11 protein-coding genes and 1 pseudogene are annotated in these 13,795 nt (G+C 73.4%); 8 read left to right on the top strand and 4 right to left on the bottom strand.

Going from position 1 to position 13,795, the window contains the following annotated elements:
* Window positions 1-39: 39 nt before the first annotated feature.
* Together C1I92_RS23095 and C1I92_RS23090 are read right to left on the bottom strand one after the other, a co-directional pair.
* Window positions 40-897 carry a discoidin domain-containing protein gene (locus C1I92_RS23095; RefSeq protein WP_111257006.1) on the bottom strand — a complete coding sequence of 286 codons (858 nt, stop codon included), beginning with the start codon at window positions 895-897 and terminating at the stop codon, window positions 40-42.
* Window positions 894-2,537 (bottom strand): alkaline phosphatase D family protein, encoded by a 1,644-nt coding sequence (locus tag C1I92_RS23090; RefSeq protein ID WP_111257005.1) that lies wholly within the window; start codon window positions 2,535-2,537, stop codon window positions 894-896. The genes C1I92_RS23095 and C1I92_RS23090 overlap by 4 nt, the downstream gene beginning before the upstream one ends.
* 132 nt (window positions 2,538-2,669) lie before the next feature.
* Between C1I92_RS23090 and C1I92_RS35875 the strand changes: the two genes are divergently transcribed.
* The 4 genes from C1I92_RS35875 (at window position 2,670) to C1I92_RS23070 (ending at window position 7,930) form a co-directional block, all read left to right on the top strand.
* Window positions 2,670-2,894 (top strand): hypothetical protein, encoded by a 225-nt coding sequence (locus C1I92_RS35875; RefSeq protein WP_111257004.1) that lies wholly within the window; start codon window positions 2,670-2,672, stop codon window positions 2,892-2,894.
* Between the two features lie 104 nt (window positions 2,895-2,998).
* Entirely contained in the window at window positions 2,999-6,649 is a 3,651-nt protein-coding gene (gene mfd / locus C1I92_RS23080; protein WP_111257003.1) for a transcription-repair coupling factor, read from the top strand.
* A gap of 52 nt (window positions 6,650-6,701) precedes the next feature.
* Window positions 6,702-7,280 carry a SurA N-terminal domain-containing protein gene (locus C1I92_RS23075; RefSeq protein WP_158564244.1) on the top strand — a complete coding sequence of 193 codons (579 nt, stop codon included), beginning with the start codon at window positions 6,702-6,704 and terminating at the stop codon, window positions 7,278-7,280.
* Window positions 7,277-7,930 (top strand): nucleoside triphosphate pyrophosphohydrolase, encoded by a 654-nt coding sequence (locus C1I92_RS23070; RefSeq protein ID WP_199521511.1) that lies wholly within the window; start codon window positions 7,277-7,279, stop codon window positions 7,928-7,930. The genes C1I92_RS23075 and C1I92_RS23070 overlap by 4 nt, the downstream gene beginning before the upstream one ends.
* Here the strand turns inward: C1I92_RS23070 and C1I92_RS23065 are convergent.
* Both C1I92_RS23065 and C1I92_RS23060 read right to left on the bottom strand, forming a co-directional pair.
* Window positions 7,894-9,393 (bottom strand): sensor histidine kinase, encoded by a 1,500-nt coding sequence (locus C1I92_RS23065; protein WP_199521510.1) that lies wholly within the window; start codon window positions 9,391-9,393, stop codon window positions 7,894-7,896. The two genes, C1I92_RS23070 and C1I92_RS23065, sit on opposite strands and share 37 nt — an antisense overlap.
* On the bottom strand, window positions 9,390-10,091 hold the full coding sequence (locus tag C1I92_RS23060; protein ID WP_111257001.1) for a response regulator transcription factor: 702 nt from the start codon (window positions 10,089-10,091) through the stop codon (window positions 9,390-9,392). The genes C1I92_RS23065 and C1I92_RS23060 overlap by 4 nt, the downstream gene beginning before the upstream one ends.
* A 172-nt stretch (window positions 10,092-10,263) precedes the next feature.
* Between C1I92_RS23060 and C1I92_RS23055 the strand changes: the two genes are divergently transcribed.
* The 4 genes and pseudogenes from C1I92_RS23055 to C1I92_RS23040 all read left to right on the top strand — a co-directional run.
* Window positions 10,264-11,409 carry an efflux RND transporter periplasmic adaptor subunit gene (locus C1I92_RS23055; protein WP_199521509.1) on the top strand — a complete coding sequence of 382 codons (1,146 nt, stop codon included), beginning with the start codon at window positions 10,264-10,266 and terminating at the stop codon, window positions 11,407-11,409.
* 5 nt (window positions 11,410-11,414) lie between these two features.
* Entirely contained in the window at window positions 11,415-12,101 is a 687-nt protein-coding gene (locus C1I92_RS23050; protein WP_158564243.1) for an ABC transporter ATP-binding protein, read from the top strand.
* On the top strand, window positions 12,098-13,324 hold the full coding sequence (locus C1I92_RS23045) for an ABC transporter permease (protein ID WP_111256998.1): 1,227 nt from the start codon (window positions 12,098-12,100) through the stop codon (window positions 13,322-13,324). The genes C1I92_RS23050 and C1I92_RS23045 overlap by 4 nt, the downstream gene beginning before the upstream one ends.
* Before the next feature lie 20 nt (window positions 13,325-13,344).
* Window positions 13,345-13,795 (top strand): annotated as a pseudogene (locus C1I92_RS23040) (hypothetical protein); the annotation flags it as partial.

Genomic DNA, 13,795 nt, shown 5'->3' with positions numbered 1-13,795 from the left:
AACCCCCTCTGGGTGGTTGGATCATTGATGATCATGGGGTCAGTCGGTGAAGGCCTGGACCTCGACGAGCCGCGAGTAGTCGCGGTTGTTCGACGCCAGGCCGACGATGCGGACGGCGTCCGCGGTGACCGGCGCGAACGTCGACGTCACCCGCCCGGCGGTGTTGCCGCGCACCTCGTGCACGGTCTGCCAGGCGCCGCCGGTCCGCACCTGGACGTCGAAGTCGCGCAGGCCGTAGCGGGCCGCCGGGTACCGCGTCGAGTCCAGCGTCCACGTCTCGACGCGGGTCAGCTGCGCCGGCGCGGCGAGCACGACGTCGTAGGTGTCCGGGAACGCGCCGCTGGTGCCGTCGTTCCAGCCGGTCAGCGTGTCCCACTCCTCGGAGTTCGTGTTGCCGTCGACGGCGCCGCACACGTCGAAGTTCGCATGCGTCGACGACGCCACCGCCTGCTCGCCGAGCGCGAGGTTGTCGCCATCGCCCTTGGGCGGCTGCGGCAGCACCTCGACGGGGACGGCGACCTCCGCGCCGTCCGTCGTCGCCCGCACCTCGTACGTGCCGGGCTCGGCGTCGCGCGGCACGGTGACGCCGACGCGCGCCGTAACCGTGTGGTCGGGGTCCCAGGCGGGCAGCCACGACGACACCAGCCCGCGGTCGAGCACCACCGGGCCGCCGGCGGCCAGCTCGACGTCGGCGTAGAGGTCCGCGCTGCCGACGTTCGTCATGCCCAGCCGGAAGGAGCTGGGCAGGCACGGCAGCCCGACCACCTGCACACTCTCGGGCGTCGCCGTGAGCCGGACGGGGTCGTCGTCCGGCCGCGCCGCGGTGCTCGCCACCGCCGTGAGCAGGCCGAGCACCGTCGCCGATCCCGCGACCACCGCGATCTGCCGCCGCCTCATGCCTGGCCTCCCAGAACGTGGATGCTCGGGTCGCCGTCCTCGACGGCGAGCCGGGTACGGGTGGTGACGGTGCCGCCGGGGACGATGACGCGGTCGACCACTCGGTAGTCGGCCAGCCACTGGTCCGGCGTCACGTCGACGGTGACGTAGCCGCGCTGGAAGTTGGAGAACTTCACGTGCGGGTTCTCGGCGAGGATGGTCAGCCCGCCCTCGTCGTTGTCCATGCCGTCGCGGCCGGAGCTGATCGACGTCCCGACGAACTCGGTCCCGACGACCGGGGCCGAGGGGTCCGCATAGTCGGCCTTGAGCTCGGAGACGACGCTGCGGTGCAGGTCGCCGGCGATGCTGACGAGGTTGCGCACGCCCCGCTCCGCCGCGCCGCCGAGCACCCGCTGCCGCGACGCGACGTAGCCGTCCCAGGTGTCCATGGGGACGATGACGTCGGCGCCGGCGCGGGTGTCCAGCTGGGCGATCGCCGTCTGGTGCGCCAGCACCTCCCACCGCGCGGACCGCTCGGCGAACCCGTCCAGCAGCCAGCGCTCCTGCTCCGCACCGGTGATGGTGCGGTTCGGGTCGAGCGAGCCGGGGTTGGGCGGGTCGGACCCGTCGCCGGCCGCCTGGTCGTCGCGGTACTGGCGGGTGTCGAGGAGGTTGAAGCGGACCAGGTCGCCGTACTGGAAGCGCCGGTAGAGCTGGACGTCCGGGCCGATCGGCTGCTGCGACAGGCGCACCGGCATGTGCTCCCACCAGGCCCGGAACGCGTTGGCCCGGCGGACCAGGAACTCGTTGCGCGTCGGCGTGGGCGTGTTGCCCTCGGGGATCTCGTCGGCCCAGTTGTTCTCGACCTCGTGGTCGTCCATCGTGACGATCCACGGCGCGGAGGCGTGCGCGGCCTGCAGGTCGGCGTCGAGCTTGTACAGCGCGTAGCGGCCGCGGTACTCGTCCAGCGTGACGGTCTCGCGCAGGGTGTCGGCGGGCAGTTGCTGCTGCCGGACCCCGGCGCCGACGCCGACGCTGTACTCGTACAGGTAGTCGCCGAGGTGGAAGACGACGTCGTGCTCGCGGGCGGCCAGGTCGCGGTAGGCGGTGTAGAAGCCCTCCCAGTAGGCCTGGCAGGAGGCGAACGCGAACCGCAGCGCGGCCGGGGAGTCGCCGGCGGCGGGAGCGGTGCGGGTGCGCCCGACGGGGCTCACGTGCCGGCCGACGCGGAAGCGGTACCAGTACTCCCGCCACGGCCGCAGCCCCTGCACGTCGATGTGGACGCTGTAGGAGTCCTCGCGCCGGGCCCGGGCGCTGCCGCTGCGGACGATGCGACGGAAACTCGGGTCCTCCGCGACCTGCCACAGCACCATCACCGGGCGCGGGCCCAGGCCGCCGAACGGCTCGAGCGGCCGCGGCGCCAGCCGGGTCCAGAGGACGACGGAGTCGCTGAGCGGGTCGCCCGACGCGACGCCCAGCGTGAACGGATACTCGGGCAACTGGGTGAGCTCGACGGCGGATCCGTCGGCCGACGCCAGCCCGGGCAGCGACCCCACCACGGCGAGGCCCATGGCCGCGCCCGTGACGGTGAGGAACCTGCGCCGAGTGGCATCGACCGCGTCCAGCCTGAGCCCTCTGAAGGGGTTGCGGTCGCCGGTCATGGCAAGTGATCAGATCACTGACATCCGACCACAGATCGGACATCAGGTGACCGGTTGCCGAACAACTCGCGCGCCAGCTGCTGTGTCCGTGCTTGCCGGCACAACGCCATGGGCACACCAGGGAGGTCCGGCATGGCGCTCGGGCCGAGTTCGGTGCACAGTGAGGACGGGACCGTCGACGGGCGGGTGCTCCACGCGCCGCTGAACCCTGCGTGGGAGCATCGGCACGACACACGACTGACCGATGCGCTCTATCTCGCGCTCGCCGAACAGCTCGGCTTTGGACTGGTGACGACCGATGCCCGGCTGGCGAGGGCCGGCTCGGCGTCAGACCTGATCATCCCGCTGCACGTGTAGCGGTCGAAGCAGCCGCGACTCTGTCGGCCAGACGTCGTAAGCTCGGTAGTACCCCCCACCCCAGCAGGTGTGGGGGCATGTCTGCGTGCCCGGAAGGTCTACCGATGTCTCTCAGCGGCCTGCTCTCCGCCCTGCTCGGCGACGACGGCGACCCCACGCTGCGCTCGGCCGTCGCCGACGCGCGCAAGGGTGCGGTCACCGCGCTCGACCTCACCGCGCCGCCGGCGCTGCGCCCGTTCGTGGCCGGCGCCATCGCGGCCGACGGCGACGGCGAGGGGGTCGGCGCGGGCCGGACGGTGCTCGCCGTCACCGCGACCGGGCGGGAGGCCGAGGACCTCGTCACCGAGCTGCGCTGCCTGCTGCCGCCGGAGTCCGTCGTCGAGTACCCCGCCTGGGAGACGCTGCCGCACGAGCGGCTGTCGCCGCGCAGCGACACGGTCGGCAAGCGGCTGGCGGTGCTGCGCCGGCTCGTGCATCCCGACGAGGGGTCCGGCGGACGGGTGAGGGTCGTCGTCGCGCCGGTGCGCAGCGTGCTGCAGCCGCAGGTCGCCGGGCTGGCCGACCTTCGCCCCGTCGCGCTCGAGCCCGGCGACGACGTCAGCCTCGACGCCGTCGTCGAGCAGCTGGCCGCCGCCGCGTACGTCCGGGTCGACCTGGTGGAGCGACGCGGGGAGTTCGCCGTCCGCGGCGGCATCGTCGACGTGTTCCCGCCGACCGAGGAGCACCCGCTGCGGGTCGACTTCTGGGGCGACACGGTCGAGGAGATCCGCTACTTCACCGTCGCCGACCAGCGCTCCACCGACGCCGCCGAGCACGGGCTCTGGGCGCCGCCGTGCCGCGAGCTGCTGCTCACCGACGACGTCCGCCGGCGGGCCGCCTCGCTCGCGCACGACCACCCCGAGCTGGGCGAGATGCTGGAGAAGATCGCCGCCGGCGTCGCCGTCGAGGGCATGGAGTCGCTGGCCCCGGTGCTGGTCGACCGCATGGAGATGCTGATCGACCTGCTGCCCGCCGGCACCCACGTGCTGGTGTGCGACCCCGAGCGCGTACGCACCCGGGCGCACGACATGGTCGCCACCAGCCAGGAGTTCCTCGACGCGTCGTGGGCCGCCGCGGCCGGCGGCGGCACCGCGCCGATCGACCTCGGCGCGGCGGCGTACCACACGCTCGGCGACGTGCGGGCGCAGGCGATCCGGCAGGGGCTGCCGTGGTGGAGCCTCAGCTCCTTCGGCCTCGGCACCACGGAGAACGAACGGCCGGAGAAGGAGGACCTCGACGCCGACCTCTACGCCGTCGACCTCGGCGACGACATGGTGACCACCGGCGCCGTCGACACCCGTGAGCTGGACGTCCGCCCGGCCGAGACCTACCGCGGCGACACCAAGCGCGCCGTCGCCGACCTGTCCGGCTGGCTGGCGACGGGCGGCCGCGCCGTCCTCGTGACCGGCGGCCACGGCACCGCCGAGCGGGTCGTCGAGGTGCTCGGCGAGTCCGAGGTCCCGGCACGCTACGTCGAGGACGTCACCACCGCGCCGGAGCCGGGCGTCGTCCTCGTCACGACCGGCGGGCTCAAGCACGGCTTCATCGCCACCGCGGCCGCCCTCGCCGTGCTGACGGAGGACGACCTCACCGGCCAGCGGGTGTCCACCAAGGGCACCACCCGGATGCCCAGCCGGCGTCGCAACCAGGTCGACCCGCTGCAGCTGCAGCCCGGCGACTACGTCGTGCACGACCAGCACGGTGTCGGCCGCTACGTCGAGATGACCAGCAGGACGGTGCAGGGCGCCACCCGCGAGTACCTCGTCGTCGAGTACGCGGCGTCCAAGCGCGGCCAGCCGGCCGACCGGCTCTACGTCCCGACCGACCAGCTGGAGCAGGTCACCAAGTACGTCGGTGGCGACGCGCCGCACCTGGACCGCATCGGCGGCAGCGACTGGGCCAAGCGCAAGGGCCGCGCCCGCAAGGCGGTCAAGGAGATCGCCGCCGAGCTGATCAAGCTCTACGCCGCCCGGCAGGCCGCGCCCGGCCACGCGTTCGGCCAGGACACGCCGTGGCAGCGCGAGCTGGAGGACGCGTTCCCCTACGTCGAGACCACCGACCAGCTCTCGACGATCGACGAGGTCAAGGCCGACATGGAGCGCGAGATCCCGATGGACCGCGTCATCGCCGGCGACGTCGGCTACGGCAAGACCGAGATCGCCGTGCGCGCGGCGTTCAAGGCGGTGCAGGACGGCAAGCAGGTCGGGGTGCTGGTCCCGACGACGCTGCTGGTCGGGCAGCATTTCTCCACGTTCTCCGAGCGGTTCGCGCCGTTCCCGGTGACCATCCGGGCGCTGTCGAGGTTCCAGTCCGACAGTGAGGCGGCCGCGACGATCGAGGGGCTGCACGACGGCTCGGTCGACGTCGTCATCGGCACCCACCGGCTGATCACCGGCGACGTCCGGTTCAAGGACCTCGGCCTGCTCATCGTCGACGAGGAGCAGCGCTTCGGCGTCGAGCACAAGGAGAAGCTCAAGCACCTGCGCGCGAACGTCGACGTGCTGACGATGTCGGCGACGCCGATCCCGCGGACGCTGGAGATGTCGATCACCGGCATCCGCGACATGAGCGTCATCACCACGCCGCCGGAGGAGCGCCACCCCGTCCTCACCTACGTCGGCGGGTACGACGAGAAGCAGGTGGGCGCGGCCATCCGGCGCGAGCTGATGCGCGACGGCCAGGTGTTCTTCGTCCACAACCGCGTCGACACCATCGAGAAGACCGCAGCGCACCTGCGCCAGCTGGTGCCCGAGGCCCGCATCGCCACGGCACACGGGCAGATGGGCGAGCACGTCCTCGAACAGGTCATCAACGCGTTCTGGCAGCGCGAGGTCGACGTGCTCGTGTGCACGACGATCGTCGAGACCGGGCTGGACATCTCCAACGCGAACACGCTGATCGTGGACCGGTCCGAGCGGCTCGGCCTCTCGCAGCTGCACCAGCTGCGCGGCCGGGTGGGCCGTGGGCGGGAGCGGGCCTACGCCTACTTCTTCTACCCGCGCGAGACGCCGCTGACCGAGGAGGCGCACGAGCGGCTGGCGACGATCGCGCAGCACTCCGACCTCGGCGCCGGCATGCAGGTCGCGATGAAGGACCTCGAGATCCGCGGAGCGGGCAACCTGCTCGGCGGCGAGCAGTCCGGCCACATCGCCGACGTCGGCTTCGACCTCTACGTGCGGCTGGTCGGCGAGGCGGTGTCGGAGTACCGCGGCGACGGCGCCGATGCGACGCCCGAGGTCCGCATCGAGCTGCCGGTCGACGCGCACATCCCGCACGACTACGTCGCCAGCGAGCGGCTGCGGCTCGAGGCGTACCGGCGGCTGTCCGAGGCGGCCGACGACGCCGCCGTCGACGCCGTCGTGGAGGAGCTGACCGACCGCTACGGCGCGCCGCCGGAACCGGTCGAGAACCTGCTGGCGGTGGCCCGGTTCCGGGCGCACGCCCGGCGCGCCGGGCTGTCCGAGGTCACCGTGCAGGGCACCTACATCCGGTTCGCGCACGTCGAGCTGGCCGACTGGCAGCGGGTCCGGCTGGCCCGGCTGTACCCGAAGTCACTGGTGAAGGACACCGTCGGGACGATGCTGGTGCCGCGGCCGCGGCCGGCCCAGATCGGCGGCCCGCAGCTGCGCGGTGTCGAGCTGCTGGCCTGGGCGAAGACCGTCGTCGACGACGTCATCGCCCACCAGCCCGACCGGGCCGGAAGCACGGCTGGATAAGATGCGCGCGGGCATCGTCCCATCGCAGGCCGAACCGACGAAGAGGATCACCGTGTCGACCATCCGACGCATCGTCATCGCGTCCCTCGCCGCGGCCAGCGCGGTCGCGCTGGCCGGGTGCGACTCCGACCAGATCGGCGCCGCCGTGGTCATCGACGGCGACCGGTTCACCGTCGACGACCTGCAGAACGCGGTCGAGCACGCCGAGCGGCAGGACGGCTTCGACGTCGAGGCGGCCGGTGGCATGCAGGCCTTCCAGCGCACCGTGCTGACCCGGCACATCCAGCACGAGATCTTCCTGCGGCTGGCCGCCGACGAGGAGATCGAGGTCAGCGAGGCCGACATCGACGACGCCATCGACGAGATCGCGGCCCAGGCGCCCGGCGGCGACCTCGGCGCCGCGCTCGCGCAGGCCGGCTACACCGACGACGCGTTCCGCGCCGGCGTCGCCGACCAGCTGATCGCGCAGACGTTCTCCGAGGAGAACGGCGCCGACGCCGCCGCGCTCACCCAGGTCCTCGTCGACCTCGGCAACGAGCTGAACGTCGACGTGAACCCGCGCTACGGCACCTGGGGCGAGGACCTCAGCGTCAGCGCCGACACGGGCTCGATCTCCGAACCAGCGTCGTGACCGACCGGCCGGGCGAGCGCCTGCTCGAGCTGGTGGCCGTCATGGACCGGCTCCGCTCACCGGGCGGGTGCCCGTGGGACGCCGAGCAGACGCATCGCAGCCTGGCGACGTACCTGCTCGAGGAGACCTACGAGACGCTCGAGGCGATCGAGTCGGGCAACGACGACGACCTGCGCGAGGAGCTGGGCGACCTGCTGCTGCAGGTGCTGTTCCACGCCCGGCTCGCCGAGGAGCGGCCGGACGGGCCGTGGGGGATCGACGAGGTCGCGGCCGGGATCACCGCGAAGCTGATCCGGCGGCATCCGCACGTGTTCGGCGACGCCGAGGCGGCGTCGGCCTCCGACGTGGGCGAGCGGTGGGAGCGGATGAAGCGGGAGGAGAAGGGCCGCGAGTCCGCCGTCGACGGCGTGCCGCTGGCCCAGCCCGCGCTGTCGCTGGCGGCCAAGCTGGTGCACCGGGTCGAGAAGGCCGGCGTGCCGGTCCCGCCGCCGTCGTCGCCGGATCGCGCGCCGGAGACCGCCGAGGAGATCGGCGACGCGCTGTTCGCGCTGGCCGCGGCCGCCCGCGATCGCGGCGTCGACCCCGAGCAGGCGCTGCGCGACGCCACCCGCCGCTACGTCGAGGCCGTCAGGGCCGCCGAGGGCGGCTGAGCCGGCGGCAGCAGCACCCGGAACCTCGCGCCGTCACCCGGCGCGGTGCGCAGCTCGACCTGGCCGCCGTGCGCTGTCACCAGCGCGGCGACGATGGACAGCCCGAGCCCGCTGCCGCTGTGGCGCGATCCGTCCGAGCGCGACCGGGACGGGTCGGCGCGGTAGAACCGCTCGAACACGTGCGCCGCGTCGTCGTCGGTCAGTCCCGGCCCGTCGTCGCGGACCTCCAGCAGGGTCCAGCCCGACTCCGCCGCGCTGACGGTCACGTCGACGACGGTGCCCGGCGGCGTGTGCACGGTGGCGTTGCGGACCAGGTTGTCCACGACCTGGCGCAGCCGCAGCGCGTCGCCGATCACCAGCGGCACCGGCCGGCCGTCGACGTGCAGCCGCAGGTCGTGGCCGCGGGCGACCAAGCGGGCCTGCTGGACCGACTCGACGACGATCCCGATGAGGTCCACCGGCGCCCGGGCGATCACCGGCTGCTGGTCCAGCCGGGCCAGCAGCAGCAGGTCGTCGACCAGCAGCCCCATCCTGGCCGCCTCGTCCTCGACCCGGCGCAGCAGCTGCCGCACCTCCGGCTCGCCGTGCACGACACCCTGCCGGTACAGCTCGGCGAAGCCGCGGATCGAGGTGAGCGGGGTGCGCAGTTCGTGGCTGGCGTCGGCGATGAAGCGGCGCATGCGCTGCTCGGACTCGCGGGCGTCCTCCTCGGAGAGCCGGCGGGCGAGGAAGGCCGACTCGATCTGGCCGAGCATCGCGTTCAGCGCCGCGGACAGCCGGCCCACCTCCGTGCGCGGGTCGCGCGGCGGGACCCGGCGGCTCAGGTCGCCGGCCGCGATCGCCTCGGCGGTGACCTCGACCTCCTCCAGCGGCCGCAGCCGGGTGCGCACCGTCCACCGCGCCAGCCACGCCAGCGCGGCCAGCGCGAACACCGCGACGACACCGTCGATCAGCAGCAGCCGGTTCACCGTCGCGGAGACGTCGCTGAGCCGCTGGCCGATCGCGACGTACCCGCCCTGCGCCCGCTCCAGGATCAGCACCCGCCAGGTCGCGTCGCCCTCGGTGGCGTCGACGGTGAACGGCTCCGACGTCAGCTCCGCGGCGGACCCGGCGGTCAGCTCCGGCAGCTGCGGGCCGGGCCGGTCCGCCGTCAGCTCATCGGACGACCAGATCGGCGTGCCGTCCCGCGCGAACACCGTCACGCTGTAGTCGCCGAGCGGCCGGAACGGGCGCTCGCCGGCGTCGGGCAGACCGGGCCGGGCCACGACCACGAACGGGCCGGCCGCCTGCCGCAGCTGCTCGTCGATGCGGTCCAGCAGGTAGCCGCGCAGCAGTGTCGCCGCGACGACGCTGGTGACCAGCACCGTCATCGCCGCCAGCGCGACGACGACGAGCAGCAGCTGGGTCCGCAGCGGGGTGCGCTCGCGCCGGGACCGCCAGGCCCGGGCCAGCCGCGTCCTCACGGGCGCTCGCGCGGCAGCCGCAGCACGTACCCGACGCCGCGCACCGTGTGCAACAGCTTGGGCGTGCCCTGGTCGACCTTGCGGCGCAGGTAGGACATGTAGGACTCGACGACGTTGGTGTCGCCGCCGAAGTCGTAGGACCAGACGTGGTCGAGGATCTGCGCCTTGCTCAGCACCCGGCCCTGGTTGGCCAGGAAGTACCGGAGCAGCTTGAACTCCGTCGGCGACAGGTCCACCGGGCGGCCGGCCTTCCACACCTCGTGCCGGTCGTCGTCGAGCTCCAGGTCGGCGAAGGACAGCCGTCCCGATCCCGCGCCGAGGGCGGCGCCGCGCGACCGGCGCAGGATCGCCCGGATCCGGGCCACCACCTCCTCCAGGCTGAACGGCTTGGTCACGTAGTCGTCCGCGCCGATGGTGAGGCCGGTGACGCGGTCCTCGCCGGCGTCCCTCGCGGTGAGGAACAGCACGGGCACGTCGACCCGGTGGCTGCGCAGCTGCCGCACGACGGCGAAGCCGTCCAGGTCCGGCATCAGGACGTCCAGCACGACGAGATCAGGCTGCTCGGCGAGGATGACGTCGAGCGCCTGGCGCCCGCTGCGCGCCGTCGTGACCTCGAACCCGGCGTAGCGCAGGCTGGCGGCGAGCAGCTCGACGATGTTCGGCTCGTCGTCGACCACGACGAGTTTCGCTGCGGACATGGCCGCAGCGTGCCGGCCGTTCCTGAGAGTTCGCTGGCATCGAGCTGGGAGTTTCCTGTGAATGCCGGTTCACAGGGAGTTGCCAGGTTCGTTCCAGGACGGTGCCAGGAAGAGCGTCGATGGTGTTCCGGTGCGACTGCTACCGAGGTCCCGTCGGGCGCGACGGGCGATTGTGCTGCTGGCGACGTTGGTCGCCGGCGTCGGCGTGGCCGGCGCGGCCTGGGCGGTGACGCAGGACGACTCGCCCACGACGGCGTCCACGACCACCGCCGAGGCGTCCGTCGGCACCTATGAGGAGACCGTGACCAGCACCGGCACCTTCCAGCCGGCCGAGACCGCGGAGCTGTCGTTCGCCGTGAGCGGCGAGGTGCTCACCGTCGACGTGGCCGAGGGCGATGTCGTCACGGCCGGCCAGGCGCTGGCCACCGTCGGCACCGAGACACTGGAGGCGGAGCTGACGGCGGCCGAGGCGACGCTGGACGCGGCGCGGGAGAGGCTGGACTCTGACACCGACGCCGGCGCCGGCGACACCCAGCTGGCCGCCGACGAGGCGTCGGTCGCGGCCGCGGAGTCGCGGGTCGCGCAGGCCGAGGAGGCGCTGGCCAACGCGACGCTGCGGTCGACGATCGCCGGCACGGTGGCGTCGGTGGACCTCGTCGTGGGCGACGAGGTGAGCGGGTCGGGGTCGTCCGGTGCGGCCGGCGGCGCCGACCCGGCCGCGTCGGCCGGCTCCGGAGCCCACGTCACGGTCATCACGACCGACGCGTTCGTCGTGGAGACCAGCGTGGGCAGCGCCGACCTGGGGCGGCTGCAGCCGGGTCTGCAGGCCGAGCTGACGCCGTCCGACGGCGGCGACGTCGTCTACGGGACGGTCGCCTCGATCGGCCTGGTGGCTTCTGACTCGGGCTCCGGCTCGGCCACGTTCCCGGTGGAGATCGCGGTGACCGGCGAGGTCGTGGGCCTCTACGCCGGCGCCGGCGCCGACGTGTCGATCATCGTCGAGCAGCGCGCCGACGTGCTCACCGTGCCCAGCGCCGCGGTCCGGACGGTCGACGGCCAGACGATGGTCACCCTCGTCGGCGACGACGGCTCGCAGATCGAGACGCCGGTCGAGATCGGCGCAAGCTTCGGCGTCCAGACCGAGATCGTCAGTGGCCTGGAGGCCGGCGACGAGGTCGTCGTCCCGCGCCTGACCGGCCTGGGCGGTGGCGGCGGTGGCGAGGACGGCGACCGGCTGCCGCAGTTGCCCGACGGCTTCGAGTTCCCCGGTGGTGGCGTGTTCCCCGGCGGTGGCGGCGGCTTCGGCGGGCGGGGGTGACCGGCGTGGTCCTGCAGCTCGACGCCGTCGGCAAGTCCTACCGGACCGGAACGCTGCGGGTCGACGCGCTGCGCGGGATCGACCTGGGCATCGGCGTGGGCGAGTACGTCGCGATCATGGGCCCGTCCGGCTCCGGGAAGTCGACGCTCATGCACATCCTCGGCTGCCTGGACACCCCGACGTCGGGGACCTACCGGCTGGTCGGCGTGGACGTCGGCGAGCTGACCGAGGACGAGCTGGCGGAGGTCCGCAACCGGCTCGTCGGCTTCGTCTTCCAGCAGTTCAACCTGCTGGCGCACCTGACGGCGCTGCGCAACGTCGAGCTGCCGCTCGCCTACGCCGGTGTCCCCGGCGACGAGCGGCGCCGGCGGGCACTGGCCGCGCTGGACCGCGTCGGCCTGTCCGACCGCGTCGGGCACCGCCCGCGCGAACTGTCCGGCGGCCAGCAGCAGCGGGTCGCGATCGCGCGGGCGCTGGTCACCGACCCCGCGCTGATCCTGGCCGACGAGCCGACCGGCAACCTGGACTCGCGCTCCACCCGCGACGTGCTCGCGCTCTTCGACGAGTTGCACGATCAGGGCCGCACGCTCGTCCTGATCACGCACGAGGAGGAGGTCGCGGCACGGGCGCAGCGGGTGCTGCGGATCCACGACGGCGGGCTGCGGGTCCCGGCGCAGGCGGTGCGCCGATGAACTGGCTGGACACGCTGCGCACCGGCTGGGAGGCGGTCCGCACACACCGGCTGCGCTCGCTGCTCACCGTCGTCGGCATCCTCATCGGCATCGCGTCGGTGATCCTCACCATCGGCTTCGGGCAGGGCGCACAGGCGGAGGTCCGCGCCCAGATCGGCGCGCTGGGCAGCAATCTGCTCATCGTCACGCCGGGCAGCAGCACCGACGCGGCCGGCCTGCGCGGTGGCAGCGGGTCGGCCACGACGCTCACCCTGGACGACGCCGACGTGCTGGCCTCGGCCGAGGTCGCCCCGGACGTCGCCGGCGTCGCGCCGGTCAGCGGCGGCCCGCAGTCGCTCTCGGCCGGGGACGTCAACTGGACCGCCACCGTCAACGGCACCACGCCGTCCTGGGTGGAGGTGCGCAACCGCAGCCTCGGCTCCGGCCGCTTCCTCACCGACCAGGACCTGGAGAACGAGGCCGCGGTCATGGTGCTCGGGCCGGACACCGCGGGCGAGCTGTTCGGTCTGCGCGACCCCGTCGGCCAGACGGTCATGGCCGGCGGCGCCGCGTTCACCGTGGTGGGCGTGCTGGACTCGGTCGGCTCGTCGTCGTCGGCCGACGAGGACGACCTCGCGTTGGTGCCGGCGACGACGGCCTCCTCGCGGCTGGCCGCCGGATCGGCGTCGGTCTCGACCATCTACGTCGAGGCGGCGTCGGCCGGCCGGCTGTCCGCGGCGTATCAGGAGGTCGACGCGGCGCTGGCCACCGCGCACGGGCTCACCGCCGCGGACGAGGCCGACTACACCATCTCCACGCAGGAGTCGCTGGTGGAGACCGCGACCGAGACCGACCGGACGCTCACCATCCTGCTGGCCGGGATCGCCGGGATCTCGCTGGTCGTCGGCGGCATCGGCGTCATGAACATCATGCTCGTCTCCGTCACCGAGCGGATCCGCGAGATCGGGCTGCGCAAGGCGCTCGGCGCGACCCCGGCCGTGATCCGGCGGCAGTTCCTGCTGGAGGCGTCCGTGCTCGGCCTGGCCGGCGGGCTGCTCGGGGCCGGACTCGGCATCCTCGGCGCCGAGCTGCTGCCGCGTCTGATCGACCAGCCGGTCGAGGTCTCCGTTCCCGCGACCGTGGGAGCCATCGCGATGGCCCTCGGGATCGGCGTCGGCTTCGGCGTCTACCCCGCCGGGCGGGCCGCCCGGCTCGCGCCCATCGACGCACTGCGCAGCGAATGACCCCATCCCTAGGAGTGACCATGTTCTCGACCGTTCGGCGGCGGCCGTGGCCGGCCGTTGTTCTTGTCGCCGTTGTGGCGGCCGGCTGCGGCTCCGGCGCCGAGGAGCCGACGACCTCGTTCGCGGCGTCCGGGTCCGCGTCTGAGGACGCCGAGGCCGGCGGGTCGCGGCCGGGCGCGTTCCCCGGCGCCGCGGGAATGGTGGCCGCGATCGACGGGACGACGCTGCAGGTCCAGGGCATGTCCGGCCAGGTGGCCGTCACCTACACCGACGCGACGGCGATCACGGCGGCGGTGACCGGCTCGGCGGCGGACGTCGTCGCCGGCGTCTGCGTGCTCGTGCGGTCGGAGGATGCCGGGCCGGAGTCGACCGAGGTGGTCGCGACCAGCGTGGCCGTCAGCGCGCCGGCCGCGGACGGATCCTGCGGCGGCGGGCTCGGCGGCGCGCTGCTGGGCGAGGTGCGCGCGGATC

Origin of the sequence: Jiangella anatolica (assembly GCF_003236295.1) — a bacterium.
In the GTDB taxonomy this organism is placed as follows: domain Bacteria; phylum Actinomycetota; class Actinomycetes; order Jiangellales; family Jiangellaceae; genus Jiangella; species Jiangella anatolica.
The sequence above is the reverse complement of the archived record's forward strand: the minus strand, read 5'-3'. Positions and strand labels throughout refer to the sequence as shown.

Coding starts and splice junctions, on each gene's coding strand:
- C1I92_RS23095 (WP_111257006.1), bottom strand. CDS start 897: ATGAGGCGGCGGCAGATCGCGGTGGTCGCGGGATCGGCGACGGTGCTC.
- mfd (WP_111257003.1), top strand. CDS start 2,999: ATGTCTCTCAGCGGCCTGCTCTCCGCCCTGCTCGGCGACGACGGCGAC.
- C1I92_RS35875 (WP_111257004.1), top strand. CDS start 2,670: ATGGCGCTCGGGCCGAGTTCGGTGCACAGTGAGGACGGGACCGTCGAC.
- C1I92_RS23045 (WP_111256998.1), top strand. CDS start 12,098: ATGAACTGGCTGGACACGCTGCGCACCGGCTGGGAGGCGGTCCGCACA.
- C1I92_RS23060 (WP_111257001.1), bottom strand. CDS start 10,091: ATGTCCGCAGCGAAACTCGTCGTGGTCGACGACGAGCCGAACATCGTC.
- C1I92_RS23090 (WP_111257005.1), bottom strand. CDS start 2,537: ATGACCGGCGACCGCAACCCCTTCAGAGGGCTCAGGCTGGACGCGGTC.